This window comes from Vibrio sp. 10N.247.310.17 (genome assembly GCF_041466605.1).
GTDB classification, from domain to species: Bacteria; Pseudomonadota; Gammaproteobacteria; order Enterobacterales; family Vibrionaceae; genus Vibrio; species Vibrio tasmaniensis_A.
In genome coordinates this window covers 69,370-90,107 of record NZ_JBFSTC010000003.1, presented here as the reverse complement: position 1 = coordinate 90,107, position 20,738 = coordinate 69,370, and the positions used below count along the sequence as shown (strand labels likewise).

19 protein-coding genes are annotated in these 20,738 nt (G+C 44.1%); 16 read left to right on the top strand and 3 right to left on the bottom strand.

Annotated elements, in window-relative coordinates; translation table 11 throughout:
* The 9 genes from lpxK (at position 1) to pyrF (ending at position 7,464) form a co-directional block, all read left to right on the top strand.
* Complete coding sequence (gene lpxK / locus AB6D80_RS01850) at positions 1 to 1,008, top strand: tetraacyldisaccharide 4'-kinase (RefSeq protein ID WP_135381599.1); 1,008 nt, start codon at positions 1 to 3, stop codon at positions 1,006 to 1,008.
* Positions 989 to 1,168: a Trm112 family protein gene (locus AB6D80_RS01845; protein ID WP_004736429.1), complete on the top strand. Its 180-nt coding sequence runs from the start codon at positions 989 to 991 to the stop codon at positions 1,166 to 1,168. Before lpxK ends, AB6D80_RS01845 begins: the two co-directional genes overlap by 20 nt.
* On the top strand, positions 1,168 to 1,914 hold the full coding sequence (gene kdsB, locus AB6D80_RS01840; RefSeq protein ID WP_009847141.1) for a 3-deoxy-manno-octulosonate cytidylyltransferase: 747 nt from the start codon (positions 1,168 to 1,170) through the stop codon (positions 1,912 to 1,914). The genes AB6D80_RS01845 and kdsB overlap by 1 nt, the downstream gene beginning before the upstream one ends.
* Positions 1,915 to 2,192: 278 nt before the next feature.
* Positions 2,193 to 2,873, top strand: a complete 681-nt coding sequence (gene cmk, locus AB6D80_RS01835; RefSeq protein ID WP_009847140.1) for a (d)CMP kinase — start codon at positions 2,193 to 2,195, stop codon at positions 2,871 to 2,873.
* 106 nt (positions 2,874 to 2,979) lie between these two features.
* Complete coding sequence (rpsA, locus tag AB6D80_RS01830; protein WP_012604398.1) at positions 2,980 to 4,650, top strand: 30S ribosomal protein S1; 1,671 nt, start codon at positions 2,980 to 2,982, stop codon at positions 4,648 to 4,650.
* Between the two features lie 121 nt (positions 4,651 to 4,771).
* A complete protein-coding gene (gene ihfB, locus AB6D80_RS01825; RefSeq protein ID WP_010439923.1) occupies positions 4,772 to 5,056 on the top strand; it encodes an integration host factor subunit beta in 285 nt (94 codons plus the stop codon).
* 129 nt (positions 5,057 to 5,185) lie between these two features.
* Complete coding sequence (locus AB6D80_RS01820) at positions 5,186 to 5,458, top strand: LapA family protein (protein WP_012604397.1); 273 nt, start codon at positions 5,186 to 5,188, stop codon at positions 5,456 to 5,458.
* Positions 5,459 to 5,470: 12 nt separating this feature from the next.
* Complete coding sequence (gene lapB / locus AB6D80_RS01815) at positions 5,471 to 6,646, top strand: lipopolysaccharide assembly protein LapB (protein WP_371700937.1); 1,176 nt, start codon at positions 5,471 to 5,473, stop codon at positions 6,644 to 6,646.
* A gap of 122 nt (positions 6,647 to 6,768) precedes the next feature.
* Positions 6,769 to 7,464: an orotidine-5'-phosphate decarboxylase gene (gene pyrF / locus AB6D80_RS01810; RefSeq protein ID WP_017089172.1), complete on the top strand. Its 696-nt coding sequence runs from the start codon at positions 6,769 to 6,771 to the stop codon at positions 7,462 to 7,464.
* Between the two features lie 107 nt (positions 7,465 to 7,571).
* Here pyrF and miaE read toward each other — a convergent pair whose 3' ends face one another.
* Complete coding sequence (gene miaE, locus AB6D80_RS01805) at positions 7,572 to 8,366, bottom strand: tRNA isopentenyl-2-thiomethyl-A-37 hydroxylase MiaE (RefSeq protein ID WP_012604394.1); 795 nt, start codon at positions 8,364 to 8,366, stop codon at positions 7,572 to 7,574.
* A 98-nt stretch (positions 8,367 to 8,464) separates the two neighbouring features.
* Positions 8,465 to 9,229: a DNA repair protein gene (locus AB6D80_RS01800; RefSeq protein ID WP_371700935.1), complete on the bottom strand. Its 765-nt coding sequence runs from the start codon at positions 9,227 to 9,229 to the stop codon at positions 8,465 to 8,467.
* 322 nt (positions 9,230 to 9,551) lie between these two features.
* On the opposite strand from AB6D80_RS01800, the gene cysB reads away from it, so the two are divergent.
* Positions 9,552 to 10,526, top strand: a complete 975-nt coding sequence (cysB, locus tag AB6D80_RS01795) for an HTH-type transcriptional regulator CysB (RefSeq protein ID WP_009848858.1) — start codon at positions 9,552 to 9,554, stop codon at positions 10,524 to 10,526.
* A 169-nt stretch (positions 10,527 to 10,695) separates the two neighbouring features.
* Positions 10,696 to 11,898, top strand: coding sequence for a methyltransferase (locus AB6D80_RS01790; RefSeq protein WP_371700933.1), 1,203 nt, complete (start codon positions 10,696 to 10,698; stop codon positions 11,896 to 11,898).
* 189 nt (positions 11,899 to 12,087) lie between these two features.
* Here the strand turns inward: AB6D80_RS01790 and ald are convergent, their stop codons facing one another.
* On the bottom strand, positions 12,088 to 13,212 hold the full coding sequence (gene ald / locus AB6D80_RS01785; RefSeq protein ID WP_371700931.1) for an alanine dehydrogenase: 1,125 nt from the start codon (positions 13,210 to 13,212) through the stop codon (positions 12,088 to 12,090).
* Positions 13,213 to 13,368: 156 nt separating this feature from the next.
* On the opposite strand from ald, the gene lrp reads away from it, so the two are divergent.
* The 5 genes from lrp to serS all read left to right on the top strand — a co-directional run bounded on the left by lrp (position 13,369) and on the right by serS (position 20,706).
* On the top strand, positions 13,369 to 13,863 hold the full coding sequence (gene lrp, locus AB6D80_RS01780) for a leucine-responsive transcriptional regulator Lrp (RefSeq protein WP_004734558.1): 495 nt from the start codon (positions 13,369 to 13,371) through the stop codon (positions 13,861 to 13,863).
* A gap of 163 nt (positions 13,864 to 14,026) precedes the next feature.
* Positions 14,027 to 17,164, top strand: coding sequence for a DNA translocase FtsK 4TM domain-containing protein (locus AB6D80_RS01775; RefSeq protein ID WP_372187633.1), 3,138 nt, complete (start codon positions 14,027 to 14,029; stop codon positions 17,162 to 17,164).
* Positions 17,165 to 17,239: 75 nt separating this feature from the next.
* On the top strand, positions 17,240 to 17,836 hold the full coding sequence (gene lolA / locus AB6D80_RS01770; RefSeq protein ID WP_029222615.1) for an outer membrane lipoprotein chaperone LolA: 597 nt from the start codon (positions 17,240 to 17,242) through the stop codon (positions 17,834 to 17,836).
* A 64-nt stretch (positions 17,837 to 17,900) separates the two neighbouring features.
* Positions 17,901 to 19,256, top strand: coding sequence for a replication-associated recombination protein A (locus AB6D80_RS01765; RefSeq protein ID WP_017098146.1), 1,356 nt, complete (start codon positions 17,901 to 17,903; stop codon positions 19,254 to 19,256).
* Positions 19,257 to 19,398: 142 nt separating this feature from the next.
* The gene (serS, locus tag AB6D80_RS01760) at positions 19,399 to 20,706 is read left to right on the top strand and encodes a serine--tRNA ligase (RefSeq protein ID WP_004734554.1); all 1,308 of its coding nucleotides are present in this window, start codon (positions 19,399 to 19,401) and stop codon (positions 20,704 to 20,706) included.
* Positions 20,707 to 20,738 lie beyond the last annotated feature (32 nt).

Below are 20,738 nucleotides of genomic sequence, written 5' to 3'. Positions count from 1 at the left end.
GTGATCGAAAAAATTTGGTTTAACAATCACCCATTAAAATACTTTCTCTGGCCGCTATTGTGGCCATTGAGTCTGCTATTCAAAATGATCAGCGGTCAACGTCGTGATGCTTATCTATCGGGGAAAAAAGAGACCTATCGCCCGCCTTTACCCGTGATTGTTGTTGGTAATATTACCGCTGGCGGCAATGGCAAAACACCGGTTGTGATTTGGTTGGTAGAGATGCTTCAGGCTCATGGTTTTAAGCCAGGTGTTGTTTCTCGAGGTTATGGGGCGAAAGCACCAAACTATCCGTTAGTGTTGGATGAAAACACGCCAGCAGAGCACTCTGGTGATGAGCCTCGTTTGATTCGTAAGCGAACTGGTGCGCCTGTAGCGGTTGACCCTGTGCGCGCAAACGCAGTAAAGGCTTTGCTGAGCGAAGGGGTTAATGTCATCATCACTGACGACGGCCTTCAGCATTATGCACTTGAACGCGATATTGAATTTGCTGTTATCGACGGTGCGAGACGCTTTGGTAGTGAGTGTCTAATTCCTTTGGGCCCATTAAGAGAGCCTATATCTCGTTTAGATGACGTAGACTTTTTGGTTAATAATGGCGGTAAAGCGCACGGGCGAGAGTTCTCGATGTCTTTACTTCCAAGCCAAGCGGTTAACCTGAAGACGGGTCAGAAAAGGTCTGTGGCAGAATTACAAAAGCTGGTGGCTTTTGCTGGTATCGGTCACCCACCACGCTTTTTTAAAACATTGGAAAATCTTGATGGTGATGTGGTTTATACGCAGGGCTTCGCCGACCATCAAGATTTTGATAAAGATGAACTTCATGCCTTAGCAAAAAAAGGTATGAATATGATTATGACAGAAAAAGACGCTGTAAAATGCGAAGAATATGCGCAAGATAACTGGTGGTATCTTCCAGTTTCTGCGCAGTTTGATGAAGATTCGCAACAGCAAATTTTAAAAAGAATAAAAGAGGTTATGGAATACTATGGATCACCGTCTGCTTGAGATCGTTGCTTGCCCTGTATGTAAAGGTAAACTAACTTTTGACAAGGATAAGCAAGAGCTTGTTTGTAAAATTGATCGCCTTGCTTACCCAATTAAAGAGGGTATTCCTGTTCTTTTGGAACCTGAAGCTCGCACCGTTTCAATGGATGAGGGTAAGTAATGTCTTATACGGTTGTTATACCTGCAAGATACCAATCGAGCCGTTTACCAGGGAAGCCACTTGCTGACATTGGTGGCAAGCCGATGATTCAATGGGTATACGAACAGTCAATGAAGGCGGGTGCCGATAACGTTATTATCGCTACCGACGACGCTCGAGTTGAAAAAGCGGCCAAAGCATTTGGCGCGACCGTTTGTATGACATCACCGAATCATGAATCAGGCACTGAGCGTCTCGCTGAAGTGATTGAAGTTATGAAGATTCCAGATGATCATATTATCGTGAATGTTCAAGGTGATGAGCCACTTATCCCACCTGCGATCATTAATCAGGTCGCGAACAACCTTGCGAACAGTACAGCTCCGATGGCAACACTCGGTGTGGAAATTACTCATGCTGACGAAGTGTTTAATCCTAACGCCGTAAAAGTTGTGACCGACAAAGATGGGTATGCCCTGTACTTTAGCCGAGCTACTATTCCTTGGGATCGCGATGCTTACGCGAACAATGGTACAGCTGCTGAATCTCCACTGCTTCGTCACATTGGCATTTACGCTTACCGTGCGGGTTTTATTAATACCTATATCAATTGGGAACCAAGTACCCTTGAGCGTATTGAGTGCCTAGAGCAGCTACGTGTACTTTGGTACGGTGAAAAAATCCATGTAGACGTTGCGGCAGAAGCACCTGCAGCTGGTGTTGATACGCCAGAAGACCTAGAAGCGGTTCGAGCTATTATTGGCTAAGCGTCTTTTAGCGACTACTTCTTTGCTCTACAAAAATGCAAAATCATGAGCCTTGCTTATCGCGAGGCTTTTTTATGCCTAAAGAGAAGCGGATGACAGCCTTATTTATCTAAGTTAACGGATATTGAGTTGGTTGCATGGGTTTCTGTAGCATCACCCCGGAATTATCTAAGATTTACCTCGCTCGACTTGCAAATTTTCTCTATAATATGCCGCCTATAAAGTAGTGGCGAATCGCTAGTACAGAATAAAACTTACGACAAAACGTGGAGTAAAAGATGCCTTCTCAAAGCCCAGTGATTACGGTTGATGGACCAAGTGGTGCAGGTAAAGGTACCCTGTGTATGTTACTAGCAGATAAGCTAGGCTTTCATCTTCTAGACTCAGGCGCGATCTATCGCGTATTGGCTTTAGCGGCAATTCACCATGGCGTGGATACTGAATCAGAAGATGCTTTAGTACCGCTTGCAACTCACTTAGATGTTCAGTTTATCGCTGAAGGTGAGCTAGTGAAGGTTATCTTAGAAGGCGAAGATGTGTCTGGTGAACTTCGTAAAGAAGAGACGGGCATGGCGGCTTCAAAAGTCGCTGCTTTACCTCGCGTTCGTGAAGCACTGTTACGTCGTCAACGTGCTTTTAGCGCAGCTCCTGGTTTAGTTGCAGACGGTCGTGACATGGGAACCGTTGTATTTGTTGAAGCTGAAGCGAAAATATTTTTAGATGCGAGTGCTGAAGAGCGCGCGAGTCGCCGCCTTAAACAGTTGCAACAGAAGGGGTTAGATGTTAAATTTGACGACCTTTTGAGCGAGATCCAAGAGCGAGACGATCGAGATCGTAATCGCCCAGTGGCGCCACTTCGCCCTGCAGAGGATGCTCTAGTGCTTGATTCCACCTCAATGAATATTGAGCAGGTAGTCGAAAAAGCACTACACTATATTGAATCGAAACTGGCTGGGTAATTTCGCCGAGCTAGTACGAACGTTGGTCGCAAGGATGATGACCGGCGAATTTATCAACCCCATGCGGTAGGATACCCATGGACGTTTAATTATTGAAGATTAAATAATGACTGAATCTTTTGCTCAACTCTTTGAAGAGTTTCTATCTGAAACTGAATTCCAACAAGGCAGCATCGTTAAAGGTACTGTAGTAGCTATCGAGAACGGTTACGTTCTTGTAGACGCTGGTCTTAAGTCTGAATCTGCTATCCCTGCTGAACAATTCAAGAACGCTGCTGGCGAACTTGAAGTTGAAGTTGGTGCTGAAGTAGACGTAGCTCTAGACGCTGTTGAAGATGGTTTCGGTGAAACTCAACTTTCTCGTGAGAAAGCTAAGCGTCACGAAGCTTGGATCGTACTTGAGAAAGCTTGTGAAGAAGCTGAAACTGTTGTTGGTATCATCAACGGTAAAGTTAAAGGCGGTTTCACTGTTGAACTTAACGGTATCCGTGCTTTCCTTCCAGGTTCTCTAGTAGACGTGCGTCCTATCCGTGACACTGCTCACCTAGAAAACAAAGAGCTAGAGTTCAAAGTAATCAAGCTAGACCAGAAGCGTAACAACGTTGTTGTTTCTCGTCGTGCTGTTATCGAATCTGAAAACAGTGTTGAGCGTGACGAACTTCTTGAAACTCTACAAGAAGGTACTGAAGTTAAAGGTATCGTTAAGAACCTTACTGACTACGGTGCATTCGTTGATCTTGGCGGTGTTGACGGTCTTCTACATATCACAGATATGGCTTGGAAGCGCGTTAAGCACCCATCAGAGATCGTTAACGTTGGTGACGAAATCCTAGTTAAAGTTCTTAAGTTCGATCGTGAGCGCACTCGTGTTTCACTAGGTCTTAAGCAACTAGGCGAAGATCCATGGGTAGCAATCGCTAAGCGTTACCCAGAAGGTCACAAGCTTTCTGGTCGTGTTACAAACCTAACTGACTACGGCTGCTTCGTTGAAATCGAAGAAGGCGTTGAAGGTCTAGTACACGTTTCTGAAATGGATTGGACTAACAAGAACATCCACCCTTCTAAAGTTGTTAATGTTGGCGACGAAGTTGAGGTTATGGTTCTTGATATCGACGAAGAACGTCGTCGTATCTCTCTAGGTCTGAAACAGTGTAAAGCTAACCCATGGCAGTCATTTGCAGAAATGCAAGCTAAGGGCGACAAAGTTACTGGTAAGATCAAGTCTATCACTGACTTTGGTATCTTCATCGGTCTAGAAGGCGGTATCGACGGTCTTGTACACCTATCTGACATTTCTTGGAACGCTGCCGGCGAAGAAGCTGTACGTGAATACAAGAAAGGCGACGAAATCTCTGCTGTTGTTCTAGCAGTAGATGCAGAGCGTGAGCGTATTTCTCTTGGCGTTAAGCAAATGGAAAACGACCCGTTCAACGCATACGTTGCTGACAACAAGAAAGGTGTTCTTGTAAACGGTACTGTAACTGCAGTTGACGCTAAAGGCGCTACTATCGAGCTAATCGAAGGCGTTGAAGGCTACCTACGTGCTTCTGAAGTTTCTCGTGACCGTATCGAAGATGCATCTCTAATCCTAAGCGTTGGCGACAGCGTTGAAGCGAAGTTCACTGGTGTAGACCGTAAGAACCGCGTAATCAACCTATCTATCAAAGCTAAAGATGAAGCTGATGAGCAAGAAGCAATGGCTTCACTGAACAAGTCTGATGAAGGCGCGTTCGGTAACGCAATGGCAGACGCATTCAAAGCTGCTAAAGGCGAATAATAGCTTCTCATTAAGAGAATTATAGCTATCTAGCCAAGAAAGGAGCCGTAAGGCTCCTTTTTTTTTGCTTATTTTTCCTATAGGTCTATAATTTCTAAAAAGAAAACCAACGAGGGTAACTATGACTAAGTCTGAATTGATTGAAAGACTGTGCGCTGAGCAAACGCATCTTTCTGCAAAAGAAATTGAAGACGCTGTAAAAGACATTTTAGAGCACATGGCTTCAACACTAGAAAGTGGTGATCGAATCGAAATTCGCGGCTTTGGCAGCTTTTCTCTGCATTACCGTGAACCTCGTGTTGGACGTAATCCTAAAACTGGTGACAAGGTTGAGTTGGAAGGTAAATACGTTCCTCACTTCAAACCAGGTAAAGAGCTACGCGAACGAGTAAACTCAGGGTTGTAGGCTACTTATCGGAATTAAGAAAAGCGGCATACTATAATGTATGCCGCTTTTTTATGACCATAATATGGTGGTCTGATTAGTAATTTTCCTGCATAATCGTACAGCTAACTAATCAATGAGTGATGAACTATGAAAATTATAAAAATAGTCGCTGTTATCGCACTTTTCCTAATGGCACTGGCTTTAGGCTCTCAAAACCAAACAATCGTGAATTTCAATTATTTGCTAGCGCAAGGCGACTTCCACCTGTCAAGCTTGCTAGGTGTTGTATTCGTTTCAGGTTTTGCTCTTGCTTGGTTAGTCTTTGGAAATATGCACATGCGATCTCAACTAAAAATTCATCGCTTGAAGAAGCAACTCAATAAGCAATCAAAGCAGGTCGCTGCTGAAACTAAAGCTTAAAGGCCATATTTGATGTTAGAGTTACTGTTCTTACTTTTGCCCATCGCAGCCGCTTATGGTTGGTATATGGGTAATCGTAATGCTCAGCAAGAAAAACAAAAGCAATCACACCAGATCTCCCGCCAATACGTGACGGGTTTGAACCTATTACTGTCAGACCAATCTGACAAAGCGGTTGATCACTTCATTGAGTTACTTCAAGTAGACAGTGAAACCATCGATACTCACTTGGCTTTGGGCAACTTGTTCCGCTCAAGAGGCGAAGTCGACCGCGCTATTCGTATTCACCAAAATCTTATCTCTCGGTCTGGGCTTACCCTCGATCAAAAAAACCTCGCATTGCAACAATTAGCTAAAGACTATACGGTCTCAGGCTTTCTTGATCGCGCAGAGAAAATTTTTGAACAGCTTGTAGAAGAGCCTGATCATAAAGAAGGCGCTTTACAGCAGTTGGTTGCTATTTATCAGCAAACGCGTGAGTGGAATAAAGCGATTCATTACGGGAATATCTTAGTTAAGCTGAGCAAGAAGAAAATGAAGACGCGTGCGATGGTTGCACACTTCTGGTGTGAGCTTGCGATGCAAGAACAAGCCGACGGCAACCGCCCTAAAGCGCTTCAGCACTTCAAGAAGGCCCTTTCAGAAGACTCTAAATGTGTTCGAGCCAGTATTGCTTTAGGAAAATTCCATTTAGCCAATGAAGATTATCACAAGACAATTACTTATTTAGAGTCAGTTCTCGAGCAAGATATCGACTTCATTAGTGAAGTCTTGCCAACGCTTGCTGAGTGTTACCACAAACTTGGACAAGAAGCGCAGTTGGTCGAGTTCCTTAAAGCGTGTATTCAGAAGAAAGCCGGTGTTTCCGCTGAGTTGATGCTGGCTCAACTCGTTGCCGACCATGAAGATGTTGGCTCTGCTCAAGAGCTACTGACAAAGCAGCTTGTTAAAAATCCAACCATGAAAGGTTTTTATCGATTAATTGATTATCACCTAGAGGAAGCGGAAGAAGGTAGAGCCAAAGACAGCTTGACGACGCTTCAATCTATGGTTGGTGAACAACTCAAGGTTAAGCCTCATTACCGATGCCGTCAGTGTGGTTTCTCAACTCACTCAATGTATTGGCACTGCCCTTCATGTAAGGGGTGGGGAACGATCAAGCCTATTCGTGGGCTTGATGGTGAATAGATTTGTGGTCATTTTAAGACCAAATTATTAATTGCAGCTTTCGGGCTGCATTTTTATGACTGTTATTTATGGCCTGATTGGTATAAATATTTTGTAGAAAGTTAACTGCGTTAGGAGATGAAATGAACGACCAAAAAATCATTGTAGCATTGGATTATGATAACCAAGCGGATGCGTTAGCCTTTGTCGATCGTATTGACCCAGCATCTTGCCGCCTAAAAGTTGGCAAAGAGATGTTTACTCTATTTGGCCCTGAATTTGTTCGTGAATTACATAAACGTGGTTTCTCTGTGTTTTTGGACCTTAAGTTCCACGATATCCCGAACACATGTTCAAAAGCGGTACGTGCTGCCGCTGAGATGGGCGTATGGATGGTGAACGTACACGCGAGCGGTGGCGAGCGTATGATGACGGCTTCTCGTGAAATTTTGGAACCATATGGTAAAGATCGTCCATTGTTAATCGGTGTGACGGTACTAACCAGTATGGAGCAATCTGACTTAGCGGGTATCGGTCTGGATCTAGAGCCACAGCAACAAGTGATGCGCTTAGCGTCTTTGACTAAAAACTCAGGCCTAGACGGTGTTGTATGTTCCGCACAAGAGGCTTCTTTGCTCAAAGGTGCACTTGGTCAGGAGTTCAAGCTAGTTACTCCAGGTATTCGTCCTGTAGGCGCTGATGTTGGTGACCAGAAGCGTATCATGACCCCTTCTAAGGCGATTCAAGCCGGCTCAGACTACTTAGTTATCGGTCGTCCAATTACTCAAGCAGCGGACCCTGCAGCAGTACTTGCTGAAATCAACGGCACGCTAGCTTAAGCTTATCATTAAGTCGTAATTCCAATAAAGAAGGCCAGCAATTTGCTGGCCTTCTTATAGGTGTACTAAATACAGAATTGGTCTGGAGTAGACTTGTTCTGAACGGCTTAAACCGGAGCGCCACTATGAAACTTAAAGTCGCTGTCTTCTGAAGTGATAAGTTCTGCTTCAACTTGCGCAAAATGAGCAATACGCTCAGAGATATCTTTCCCTGCGATTTGTTCCGCGAGTTCAAGATAGTCTTGATAGTGACGAGCTTCTGAACGAAGTAGAGATACGTAAAACTTTTCCATGTCTTCTTCTAAGAAAGGAGCCAGTTTAGCAAAGCGTTCACAAGAGCGAGCTTCAATAAATGCACCAATAATAAGCTTATCAACCAGAGCATCAGGCTCGTAAGTTTTAACTTGCTTGATTAAACCCTTAGCGTAGCGGCCCGCCTCGATCGGTTGATAAGTCACGCCTTTTTTTACCATCAATTCCATCACTTGGTAGAAGTGATGCAACTCTTCTTTGATCAGTAATACCATTTTATCAATCAAGTCAGCACCGTAATTACAGCCTTCTTTCGCTGTAATTTGCTTTGATACATTACTTTTACCACGTAGAGACTCCAAGTCTCCAATACGACGGTAAGCAAATTGCTCGTAGGGCAAAATCCACTCATTCAGTTGCTTCGCGCTTTCTTTATCTACCGCATATTTACGGATAAGGAACAAAGCACTTTGAGCTGCTTTAAGTTCACAAAGCATGTGATCGCGTAGAATGATATGAAGGTTTTCAGGCTTCTTGGCTTCATCTATCCATGAATCTGGCGTTTCAGCTTTAAGAAAAGAGTGTATAGGGGCTAATAATTCTTGATACATGGTAAGGGCAAGTTTGTTGATAATGCGGGATTTTATCACAGCTTAAGAGATCCCCCTATACGGAGAAAGGAAATTCCACAGGTACAAAAAAGGCCGCTAATTTAAATAGAGCGGCCTTTAAGTGTTGAGTTAGAGCGTTACCATTTTTTCTTCTGACCGAATAGAGCATCCATGTCATCTTCACGCTCTTTCGATTCCATCTGCTGTAAATCTTCTGCGTTTTTATTTAGGCGCTTCTGATCAAGATCGTCAAGCATCTGTTGTAGCTTGTCTTTCGCTTGATTGGAGTATGCGTCGTTTTTAGTGGCTAATGCATCGATGCCTTTGCGCAACAGTTGAATCGCTGTGCCAGGCTGTCCACGAGATATCGAGTCATTTGCACGTTTGATAACATTCTCGATGTTGATGCGAATTTGGATTGTTTCTAAGCGAGCGTTTTCAACCACAAAAGCTTGAGTATTAAAACGTCCTTTATTGTGCTCGTTACGAACCGTGTCACGCAAGCGTTTAACTAGCTTAAGCATCATGATTGCTTGTTTGTCACTACTAGGCATGCGAAAAGCGGTGCTTTCGCCCACTTGGTGGTTCTCTTTAAGCTGAGTGATTTGTTGCTTTACGCTTTCGATGCGTTGGGCAAGCTGCTTATTTTTAGGATCGAGCTCATACATATTAACTAATGCATCAAGAATTCGATTGTTTAAGCATATAAGAAGATCTTGGCTAAACGGCATGTGGTGAGCATTGCCAATTAACTCTTCTGTTCCATCTATAATGGTTAGATAACGAGAAGCTTCCTGTTTCTTCGTTGTTTCTACCTTAACTTTGTATTGAAGCATGATGTTGTAGCCTAAAACCAACACCAAAAGCACGGCTACCAAGGCGATTATTAAACCAATATTCATATATTTGTGTCTGCTTATTGTTTTCTATAGCTAACTAGAGAGGATACACGATTCCATTGTGTATAGGCACTTGTAAATTACAATTTTTGATTATCTCTTGTTGAGCGCAATCGGCAATCAAAATTTACTAACTAATGTGTGAGAATGAGGAGTGGCTTACAAAGCGTCAGTGATATTTTTATTTGTTACGCTTTAAAAGCTCGATATTTCTGTCATTTTAGTTCTCGAAGCGTTATAACTATTAATTATATTACACGAGACTATAACGCTCTATTTGCAAATAAGTTAGCGCAGAAATGAGTAAAGGATTACGAGGTTAGATATGAAGTTACAGCAACTGAAGTATATTGTTGAGGTTCTAAACCATAACCTAAATGTTTCAGCGACAGCAGAGAGTTTGTACACATCTCAGCCCGGCATAAGTAAACAGGTTAGATTACTTGAAGATGAGCTAGGCATTCAAATATTTGAGCGTAGCGGTAAGCATTTAACTCAGGTTACACAAGCCGGTGAGGATATTATTCGTATCTCTCAAGAGATTTTGGCTCGTGTTGAGAGTATTAAAGCGGTTGCGGGTGAGCACACTCATCCTGAGATGGGCACATTGAATATTTCAACCACTCATACTCAAGCTCGTTATGCACTCCCTGATGTGATTAAAGGTTTCACGGCGCGTTATCCAAAAGTGTCGCTTCACATGCATCAAGGCACGCCAAGCCAGATGTCAGAAGCGGTAGCTAAGGGTACAGCGAACTTTGCGATTGCAACGGAAGCGCTACACCTTTATCAAGATGCAATTATGCTGCCTTGTTATCATTGGAACCGTTCGATCGTGGTAACGAAAGATCACCCTCTTGCACAGAAACGAAATATCTCGATTGAAGATCTTGCCGCTTATTCTCTCGTGACTTATGTATTTGGTTTTACTGGCCGTTCCGAGCTGGATACAGCATTTAACAAAGTAGGCTTAACACCGCGTGTTGTGTTTACCGCGACGGATGCTGATGTGATTAAAACTTATGTTCGGATGGGAATCGGGGTGGGTGTAATTGCAAGCATGGCGATTGACCACGAGCAAGATACAGACTTGGTTGCTATTGACGCGAGCCATCTATTTGGTGCTAGCACCACAAGCATTGGCTTTAGAAAGGGTACTTTCTTACGTTCTTACATGTTCGATTTCATGGAGCGTTTTGCACCGCACTTAACTCGCCCAGTAGTTGAGCAAGCTATTTCTTTGAAATCGAATGAAGAGATCGAAGAGATGTTTAAAGACATCGACTTACCCGTTCGCTAAGGGGCATAGTTTTACCTAGATTCCTAATTCGGCCTGTTTAAAGGCCGTTTTCATTTAAGCTCATTTGTGGTTTGCTTGCTGGTAGGTTGTCTTTATATAGCCTCAATTTGTAACCTTCCTTTCCATTTTGGCCTCTTACCCCTACAATCCTCGCATCATAGGGGGAAGCATGCATTCACGATTCAAAATACTCGATTCATTTTTGCTAGAGCACCAAATTTACTGGCGTTCAGAACCTTTTCACCTATGCCAAACTCACGATCAGCCATGGACAGACGTGAACCTTCCACTTGTCGATTGGTTAGATGGCTTGAGTATTGAACGCATTCAAACGCTAAAAGAACAGCCTCAAGTTCTGATTTCGGAACTTATGAGTTTTCTCCCAGAGTTAGAGAATGCCAATCAACACATCCAGTTTGATAATTCGGCTTTAGTTGGGCTTGATCTTCCGCGCGGTACTGCCGATGGTATCCCCGGCAGAAAGCTGCAACAAATCGTCGCGATGGGAGAGGCTTCATTAAAAGAGCATCATAGTAAAGAGTGGCTTGAATGGTGTTCTGGCAAAGGCTTTCTCGGTCGAATCTTATCTCAGCAATCAGATCAAAAGGTCACTAGCTTTGAGTGGCAACAATCGTTGTGTGAAAGCGGACAAAAGATTGCCGATGACCAGAAACTAGAGATGGACTTTGTTCAAGGTGACGCGTTTTCAAAAGATGCAGATCGGGTGTTTAACTCAAATCAACATGCTGTTGCTCTTCACGCTTGTGGTGATCTTCATGTTGAATTAGTGAAGAAATCTGTTTCACATGGGCTTCCTGCAGTCACCATTTCTCCATGTTGCTACCACCTTATTCGCGATGAAAGCTACCAAGCGATGTCATCCGTTGCGAAAAGCTCAGCATTAACGTTGAGCAAGAGCGACTTAAGAATCCCGCTTCAAGAAACCGTCACTGGTGGTGAAAGAGTAAAAAGACACCGTCAGTTAGAAATGAGTTACCGATTAGGCTTTAGCCAACTACTTAAGGGTGAGCTTGGTGTCGACGAGTACATCCCTGTACCAAGCATCAAGAAATCGGAGCTATCCGAAGGCTTTGAATCATTTTGTTGCTGGGCATCTGAAGTGAAAGATATATCGCTGGGCTCAGATATTGATTTTGACTCTTATTTAATTCAAGGCGAAGCGCTTTTCTGGGAAATGGAAAAGCTGAGTTTAGTTCAACAAGTCTTTAGAAGACCTTTAGAGATATGGTTGGCCTTAGATCGTGCCATTTATCTGCAAGAACAAGGTTATCAAGCTTCGATTGAAGAGTTCTGCGAACGTAGTGTAACGCCAAGAAACCTATTGATTCATGGGGTTAAGATCGAGCGCTAGCGGTAAACAGCACTGGTACGTGTTTTTACGATCTAACATCATGAATGCAAAATAAAGTTATAAATACAAAAAAATGATAAATACAAAAAAGCCAGCGACATAATGTCGTACTGGCTTTTTGTTTAATGTGTCTGAATTAACTGAACGCTTCAACGAGAAGGTTATTGCGTTCAGTTAGCCATTACATCATTAGTTAAACATCGCGATTGCTTCTGCAGGCGCTACGTATTCTAGGTCAAAGCTTTCTGCAACTTCTTTACAAGTCACTTTACCGTGGATTACGTTTAGACCTTCTAGGAAACCTTCATCAGATAGAAGTGCTTCGCGGTAACCTTTGTTCGCTAGCTTAACAATGTAAGGAAGTGTTGCATTGTTTAGTGCGTAAGTAGAAGTACGAGCAACGGCACCTGGCATGTTAGCAACACAGTAGTGAACTACGTCATCAACGATGTAAGTTGGATCGGCATGAGTTGTCGCGTGTGAAGTTTCGAAACAACCACCTTGGTCGATTGCAACGTCAACAACTGCTGAACCTGGCTTCATCTTAGCGATGTGATCTTTTGTAACAAGTTTAGGAGCGGCTGCGCCTGGGATTAGTACTGCACCAATCACTAGGTCTGCTTCTAGAACATGCTTCTCAATAGCGTCTTCAGTAGAATAAACCACTTTTGCGCGACCTTGGAATTCTTCATCAAGACGACGAAGCGTATCTACGTTGCGATCAAGAATGGTTACGTCTGCACGAAGGCCAACAGCCATACGTGCTGCGTTAGCACCAACAACACCGCCGCCAACAACAACAACTTTTGCTGGCTCAACACCTGGAACGCCGCCAAGAAGAAGACCACAACCACCGTTAGATTTCTCTAGTGTTTGTGCACCTGCTTGAATAGACATGCGACCAGCGACTTCAGACATTGGTGCTAATAGTGGCAAGCGACCCATATTATCTGTTACAGTCTCATAGGCTACGCAGACAGCTTTGCTCTTGATTAGCTCTTCCGTTTGTGGAAAATCTGGTGCAAGGTGTAAATAGGTAAATAATATTTGCCCTTCGCGAAGCATAGCTCGCTCGACAGCTTGAGGTTCTTTAACCTTTACAATCATTTCTGCTTTCGTGAAAACGTCAGCAGCAGTAGGAAGAATGGATGCGCCTACAGCGATGTAATCATCGTCTGAAAAACCGATACCATTACCGGCATTGGTTTCTACAAAAACTTGGTGGCCGTGTGAGATTAGTTCTCTCACGCTAGCTGGGGTCATACCAACGCGGTATTCGTGGTTCTTGATTTCCTTAGGTACGCCAATGATCATCCTGACTCCTCATTTTATTTTGGTTGTTTTATCTATGTGTAGGGTAATTCTGTCGAATTAATATCTAGTATAGACATGTTTAAGTAAAATTTGATACTGAATATTAAAAAGTTGTAGTATATTTTTTTGCAAGGAAGTAATAAGGTGGAATAAAAAATGGCAGACAATTATAAGAAGCCGTCCAAGGAACTAGATCGTATTGACCGCAACATTCTTAATGAGTTGCAAAAAGACGGTCGTATCTCAAACGTTGAACTCTCAAAACGAGTAGGGCTTTCTCCAACTCCATGTCTTGAGCGTGTTCGTCGTTTAGAGCGTCAAGGTTACATTACTGGGTACACAGCATTGCTGAACCCACAGTACCTTGATGCTTCACTTTTAGTGTTTGTTGAAATTACGTTGAACCGTGGTGCGCCAGATGTGTTCGAACAATTCAACACCGCTGTGCAGAAACTGGATGACATCCAAGAGTGTCATTTAGTGTCGGGTGATTTTGACTATCTTCTAAAAACACGTGTATCTGATATGGGTGCTTACCGTAAGCTACTGGGTGATACGTTACTTCGTCTACCAGGCGTAAACGACACTCGAACTTACGTTGTAATGGAAGAAGTGAAACAAACCAATCAACTTGTGATTAAAACTCGTTAATCACAATTGGTGAAATGAAAGAAAGCGGACATTTGTTCCGCTTTCTTGCTTTCTGGAATTGGGTTTTCCTGTTTGATATGGTTAAATCAACAGTAGTTTCATTGAAACGAGCGGCTATTGCCGCTCGAGATGTTTTTATCCCGTTTAATTATTAAGTTGGTTTATGTTCAAGCAGAGCAGTAATAAAGTAGAAACAATCATTAAAACGAGTGAAGAGCCTCAGTCTCCTCGTTTAAGTGGTTCTCAACGTCTAAAAGAGTGCAGCCTAATTCTAGGTGTTCTCTTCTCTATTCTACTTGCCGTTGCGTTATTAACTTTTAGCCCTGCTGACCCATCATGGTCGCAAACGGCTTGGGGTGGTGATATTCAAAATGCAGGAGGCTACGTAGGTGCATGGTTGGCGGATACGCTTTTCTTTGTGTTTGGTTCTTTAGCTTATCCTTTACCTATCTTGGTGACGGTTGCTGCGTGGGTATTATTCCGTAAACGTAATGAAGATGAGCAGATCGATTTCATGCTGTGGGGTACTCGTTTACTTGGACTGACTGTCCTTATTCTTACTAGCTGTGGTTTAGCGGATATCAACTTCGATGATATTTGGTACTTTTCATCTGGTGGTGTAGTCGGTGATGTATTAACAAGTCTTGCACTTCCAACGCTGAACGTTCTGGGCAGTACGTTGGTTCTTCTTTTCTTATGGGGAGCTGGCTTTACCCTATTAACGGGCATTTCTTGGTTAAGTATTGTGGAATGGCTAGGCGAGTGTGCAATCAAATTCTTTACGTCAGCCGTTAATAAGGCGCGCGGCCAAGATCAAGAGCTGCTTGAACCTCAGTTAACAGAATCGGCAGACCGCGATTTAATCGAAGAACGTCATCAAGAGCCGAGTTACCGTGATGTTCCTGCTTTAGAAGATAACAAAGAATCAAAAGAGCATGATCTACTAGATCCTGCGATGAGCTTCTCAGCGACCAATGAGTCTTCAGATAAGACTGAAGAGTCGTTGGACAATACAGCAACACCGAAGCGCCATTATAATATTCATATGCCTGTCGAGGCGCCAGCGAAGCAAGACGCTTCAGCTCAAGAAGTGTCTGATATTCAACGTCAACCTGAAGTTGAACCTGAGCCGATCCCTGCTGCGCCTGTTTACCAAGCGCCAGAAGAACCATTAGAAGAAGGTATTGAGCGTTCGAAGCAGTTGAATGCAACGATAGAGCAGCTAGAGAATGCTGCAATGTATGAAGATGATCTAGCGGCTCAAGAGCAAGTTGACGCACATGAATCTCAGGTTGCGTATCAACAATACATGCAAAACGAACAAGCAGAAGTTAGTCCAACTCATAGTGATTTTGATAGTGCTGAAACAGCAACGGATAGTTCCTCTGAAGTCGAGGGTGAACTCGGTGCAGAAGACGTTCAGCCTGAATCTTTATATGCTTCGCCAGTGGATGAAACAGAAGAAACAATCGAGGACGATTCTTCTGTGCAAGCATCTCCGTTTGATATGGCGGAAGAGCAAGATGAACAAGCTTCAGTGTTCCAACCGGTATCGATTGAAGATGTTAATACTGAGCAACAAGAGCCTTTAGCTGCCCAACAAGGTAATGCGGAGTTTGAGCAAGCTAACGAACAAACTGAAGAGCTTGCTGTTGATCTTCCATGGGAGGAGGTCTCGGAAGATGAGTCTGCGCACCAAGACCAAGATGTAGCAGCATTCCAAAATCTGGTATCTGAAGCGCAAGCGAATATGGCGGCGACACAAAACCCGTTCTTGGTACAGCAAGATGTGAATTTGCCCAAACCTGCCGAGCCATTGCCAACACTTGAGCTGTTGTTCCACCCTGAAAAACGTGAAACCTTTATTGACCGCGATGCACTAGAGGCGATTGCTCGTCTTGTTGAATCGAAGCTAGCGGACTACAAGATAAAGGCAGATGTGGTTGATATCTTCCCTGGCCCTGTCATCACTCGATTCGAACTCGATCTGGCTCCTGGCGTGAAAGTGAGCCGTATTTCTGGTCTTTCTATGGACTTAGCGCGTTCACTTTCTGCATTGGCAGTGCGGGTCGTAGAGGTAATACCGGGTAAACCTTATGTTGGTTTGGAATTGCCGAACATGAGCCGTCAAACCGTATTCTTCTCCGATGTGGTAGGTAGCCCTCAGTTCCAAGAAGCGACGTCACCAACGACCGTTGTTCTAGGACAAGATATTGCAGGTGAAGCGGTTATTGCTGATTTATCGAAGATGCCACACGTACTGGTTGCAGGTACCACCGGTTCTGGTAAGTCGGTGGGTGTGAACGTGATGATCTTGAGTATGCTTTACAAGGCATCGCCTGAAGACGTTCGTTTCATCATGATTGACCCGAAAATGTTGGAATTGTCTATCTATGAAGGTATTCCACATCTATTGTCTGAAGTCGTTACCGACATGAAAGATGCGTCTAACGCCCTTCGTTGGTGTGTTGGCGAAATGGAACGTCGTTATAAACTGATGTCGGCACTTGGTGTTCGTAACATTAAAGGCTACAACGACAAATTGAAGATGGCTGCGGAAGCGGGTCACCCAATTCATGATCCTCTGTGGAAACCGGGCGACAGCATGGACCCTGAAGCACCATTATTGGAAAAACTGCCTTACATCGTAGTTGTCGTCGATGAATTCGCCGATTTAATCATGGTAGTGGGTAAGAAAGTTGAAGAATTGATTGCTCGTTTGGCACAAAAAGCACGTGCGGCGGGTGTTCACTTGATCCTAGCGACTCAGCGCCCGTCAGTGGATGTTATTACGGGTCTTATTAAAGCCAATATCCCGACACGTGTAGCCTTTACTGTATCAACCAAAACGGACTCTCGAACGATTCTTGACCAAGGTGGTGCAGAATCATTATTGGGTATGGGTGATATGTTGTACTTGCCACCGGGTTCAAGCCACACAACTCGTGTACACGGCGCATTTGCATCTGATGATGATGTACATGCGGTCGTGAATAACTGGAAAGCACGCGGTAAGCCAAACTATATTGAAGAGATTACTAACGGCGACCAAACCCCAGAAACACTGTTACCAGGTGAGAAAATGGAAGGCGATGAAGAAGTCGATCCTCTGTTTGATCAAGTTGTCGAACACGTTGTCCATTCACGTCGTGGTTCAGTTTCTGGTGTGCAACGTCGATTTAAGATCGGCTACAACCGTGCCGCACGAATTGTTGAGCAATTAGAAGCTCAAGGTATTGTCAGTGCTCCAGGACATAACGGTAACCGAGAAGTCTTGGCGCCCGCGCCACCAAAAGATTAGTTCCAATAGGAACTCATAACTATTCAGTCGGTCAAAACCAAAACATGACCGACTTATGTTCTAACAGGATTATTGATGAAAAAAGTATTCGCACTTTTATTTATGAGCTTCTCAGTATTTGCTTCTCCGAAAGAAGAGTTGAGTAGCCGCTTGTCGCTGAATGCAGGTTTTAGCGCTGACTTTAAACAAGTTGTCACCAGCCCTGACGGTGATGTTGTGATGGAAGGCGAGGGCACAGTAGAGATTGCACGCCCTAGCTTGTTCCGTTGGGAAACGACTTTCCCTGATGAAAACCTATTGGTCTCTGATGGTCAAAGCTTGTGGTACTACAGTCCGTTCATTGAACAAGTGAGCATTTACTGGCAAGAACAAGCCACATCGCAAACGCCATTTGTATTGCTGACTCGTAACCAAGAAAGCGATTGGGACAACTACAACGTCGCGCAAACGGGTAACCAATTTACGCTAACGCCAACGGCTGTGGACTCTAATCAGGGCGATTTCCAGATTAACATCACCGAGAAAGGCATTGTTCAGGGCTTTAATGTGATTGAACAAGACGGCCAAAAAGGTGAGTTTACCTTTAACAATGTTGACTTAGGTAAACCTGCTGCTGACCGCTTTACTTTTGTGGCGCCGGAAGGTGTCGAGGTCGACGACCAAAGAAACTGATCCAAACTGGCAGATCGTTTGGTAGTAAGTCGATAGGTATTGATGCCATCAACGAATCAAGAGATTGCAATTGAGTAATTACAGCTTAGATTTTGCGGGGGACGAAGATTTTCGTCCCCTTGCTGCTCGTATGAGACCTGAAACTGTTGAACAGTATATTGGTCAGCAGCATATATTAGGTCCAGGTAAACCCCTTCGCAGAGCGTTGGAGGCGGGCCATATCCACTCCATGATTTTATGGGGGCCTCCGGGCACCGGTAAAACCACGCTTGCAGAAGTGGCAGCTAATTACGCCAATGCAGAAGTCGAGCGCGTGTCAGCAGTGACTTCGGGTGTAAAAGACATTCGTATCGCCATTGAAAAAGCGCGTGAGAACAAGCAAGCAGGGCGTAGAACGATTCTATTTGTGGACGAAGTCCATCGCTTTAATAAAAGTCAGCAAGATGCGTTCTTACCTCATATCGAAGATGGCACGGTTACGTTTATCGGCGCGACCACAGAAAACCCTTCTTTTGAGTTAAACAACGCTTTGTTATCACGTGCGCGTGTCTACAAACTGACTTCGCTTAATACTGAGGATATCTCCCTCGTCATTCGCCAAGCCATTGAAGATAAACAGCGTGGCTTGGGTGATGTGTCGGCTGATTTTGCTGATAACGTATTAGATCGTCTTGCGGAGCTGGTCAACGGTGATGCACGTATGTCGCTCAACTATCTAGAGCTGCTGTATGACATGGCGGAAGACAACGACAAAGGCGAGAAAGCGATAACATTGCAGTTGTTAGCTGAGGTGGCTGGTGAGAAGGTTGCTCGTTTCGATAACAAGGGTGATATTTGGTACGACCTAATCTCCGCCGTTCACAAGTCGATTCGTGGCTCTAATCCCGATGCTGCGTTGTATTGGTCGGCGCGAATGATTGCAGCGGGTTGTGACCCTTTGTATATAGTAAGACGCTTGCTGGCGATTGCTTCTGAAGATATTGGTAATGCTGATCCAAGAGCAATGCAGGTCGCAATGTCGGCTTGGGATTGCTTCACGCGTATTGGCCCAGCAGAAGGGGAGCGTGCGATTGCTCAGGCGGTTGTCTATCTAGCGTGTGCGCCAAAGAGTAACGCTGTTTACACCGCTTGGAAGCAAGCCTTAACAGATGCTCACAACCTTCCTGAATATGAAGTCCCTCATCATTTACGTAATGCACCCACAACTTTGATGAAGGACATGGGCTACGGGCAAGAATACCGTTATGCTCATGATGAACCAGGTGCCTACGCCGCTGGAGAAAAGTATTTGCCGCCTGAAATGGGCGAAACACAATACTATTTCCCAACAAAACGAGGCTTAGAGACCAAAATTGGCGAGAAGCTAGATTATCTGGCGGATTTGGACGCAAAAAGCCCACAAAAACGCTATGAAAAGTAGTCTTTTTTGGATATCGTTACCTAGTCATAAAAATTCAATTAAATCGTTAGAAATTGGTCGAAATAGCACCAATTTTAGGGGTTTAGCAGTGATTCAGTAGCAATCTACTGAATATTCAAATAACTAAAGCATAGGATTAGCAATGCTGGATTCTAAATTACTTCGAGCTGAGCTGGATGAAACAGCGGCAAAATTAGCACGTCGAGGCTTCACCCTTGATGTAGAGACAATTCGTGAACTTGAAGAAAAACGTAAGTCCCTTCAGATGAAAACTGAAGAGCTACAAGCGTTACGTAACTCTCGATCGAAGTCCATTGGTCAAGCGAAAGCAAAAGGCGACCATGAAGAAGCTGAGCGTATCCTTGCAGAAGTAGGCAACTTAGGCGCAGAACTAGACCAAGCTAAAGTAACATTGGCTGAGCTTCAATCTGAGCTAGAAACGATCACAATGTCAATTCCTAACCTACCTGACGCAGAAGTGCCAGATGGTAAAGATGAAGACGACAACGTAGAAGTTTCTCGTTGGGGTCAACCTAAGACTTACGACTTCGAAGTGAAAGATCACGTGGATCTTGGCGAAATGTCTGGCGGTCTTGATTTTGCTAGCGCAGTTAAAATCTCTGGTTCTCGTTTTATCGTGATGAAAGGCAAATTCGCACGTCTACACCGTGCTATTGCTCAGTTCATGCTGGACCTTCACACTGATGAGCACGGCTACACAGAAATGTACGTACCGTACCTAGTGAACCACGATAGCCTATACGGTACTGGTCAACTTCCTAAGTTCGGCGAAGACTTGTTCCACACAAGCCCGCTAACTGAGCAAGTAAGTGATGTACCGCTTAAGACGTTATCGCTTATCCCTACTGCGGAAGTACCGGTAACGAACATGGTTCGTGACACGATTACTGATGAAGCTGAACTGCCACTTAAGATGACAGCTCACACTCCATGTTTCCGTTCTGAAGCGGGTTCTTACGGTCGTGACACTCGTGGTCTTATCCGTATGCACCAATTCGACAAAGTTGAATTAGTACAAATTACTAAGCCAGAAGACTCAATGGCAGCGCTTGAAGAGCTAACAGGTCACGCTGAGAAAGTACTTCAACTTCTAGAGCTTCCTTACCGTAAAGTGATTCTATGTACGGGTGACATGGGCTTCGGTTCTGCGAAAACTTACGACTTAGAAGTCTGGGTTCCAGCACAAGAGACATACCGTGAAATTTCTTCTTGTTCAAACATGTGGGATTTCCAAGCGCGTCGTATGCAAGCTCGTTTCCGTCGTAAAGGCGAGAAGAAACCTGAACTTGTACACACACTTAACGGTTCTGGTCTTGCTGTTGGTCGTACTATGGTTGCTATTCTTGAGAACAACCAAGAAGCAGATGGCCGTATTGCTATCCCAACAGTACTTCAACCATACATGGGCGGCGTAACGCACATCGGTTAATACCAATTTAGGTTCATCGAATTTAGATTAGT

Bases quoted from the DNA above. Each gene is read 5' to 3' on its own strand.
- AB6D80_RS01820 (WP_012604397.1), top strand. From the start codon at position 5,186: ATGAAAATTATAAAAATAGTCGCTGTTATCGCACTTTTCCTAATGGCA.
- AB6D80_RS01845 (WP_004736429.1), top strand. From the start codon at position 989: ATGGATCACCGTCTGCTTGAGATCGTTGCTTGCCCTGTATGTAAAGGT.
- ihfB (WP_010439923.1), top strand. From the start codon at position 4,772: ATGACTAAGTCTGAATTGATTGAAAGACTGTGCGCTGAGCAAACGCAT.
- AB6D80_RS01800 (WP_371700935.1), bottom strand. From the start codon at position 9,229: ATGAATATTGGTTTAATAATCGCCTTGGTAGCCGTGCTTTTGGTGTTG.
- ald (WP_371700931.1), bottom strand. From the start codon at position 13,212: ATGATCATTGGCGTACCTAAGGAAATCAAGAACCACGAATACCGCGTT.
- serS (WP_004734554.1), top strand. From the start codon at position 19,399: ATGCTGGATTCTAAATTACTTCGAGCTGAGCTGGATGAAACAGCGGCA.
- lrp (WP_004734558.1), top strand. From the start codon at position 13,369: ATGGCAGACAATTATAAGAAGCCGTCCAAGGAACTAGATCGTATTGAC.
- cysB (WP_009848858.1), top strand. From the start codon at position 9,552: ATGAAGTTACAGCAACTGAAGTATATTGTTGAGGTTCTAAACCATAAC.
- rpsA (WP_012604398.1), top strand. From the start codon at position 2,980: ATGACTGAATCTTTTGCTCAACTCTTTGAAGAGTTTCTATCTGAAACT.
- lapB (WP_371700937.1), top strand. From the start codon at position 5,471: ATGTTAGAGTTACTGTTCTTACTTTTGCCCATCGCAGCCGCTTATGGT.
- cmk (WP_009847140.1), top strand. From the start codon at position 2,193: ATGCCTTCTCAAAGCCCAGTGATTACGGTTGATGGACCAAGTGGTGCA.
- kdsB (WP_009847141.1), top strand. From the start codon at position 1,168: ATGTCTTATACGGTTGTTATACCTGCAAGATACCAATCGAGCCGTTTA.
- lolA (WP_029222615.1), top strand. From the start codon at position 17,240: ATGAAAAAAGTATTCGCACTTTTATTTATGAGCTTCTCAGTATTTGCT.
- AB6D80_RS01775 (WP_372187633.1), top strand. From the start codon at position 14,027: ATGTTCAAGCAGAGCAGTAATAAAGTAGAAACAATCATTAAAACGAGT.
- pyrF (WP_017089172.1), top strand. From the start codon at position 6,769: ATGAACGACCAAAAAATCATTGTAGCATTGGATTATGATAACCAAGCG.
- AB6D80_RS01790 (WP_371700933.1), top strand. From the start codon at position 10,696: ATGCATTCACGATTCAAAATACTCGATTCATTTTTGCTAGAGCACCAA.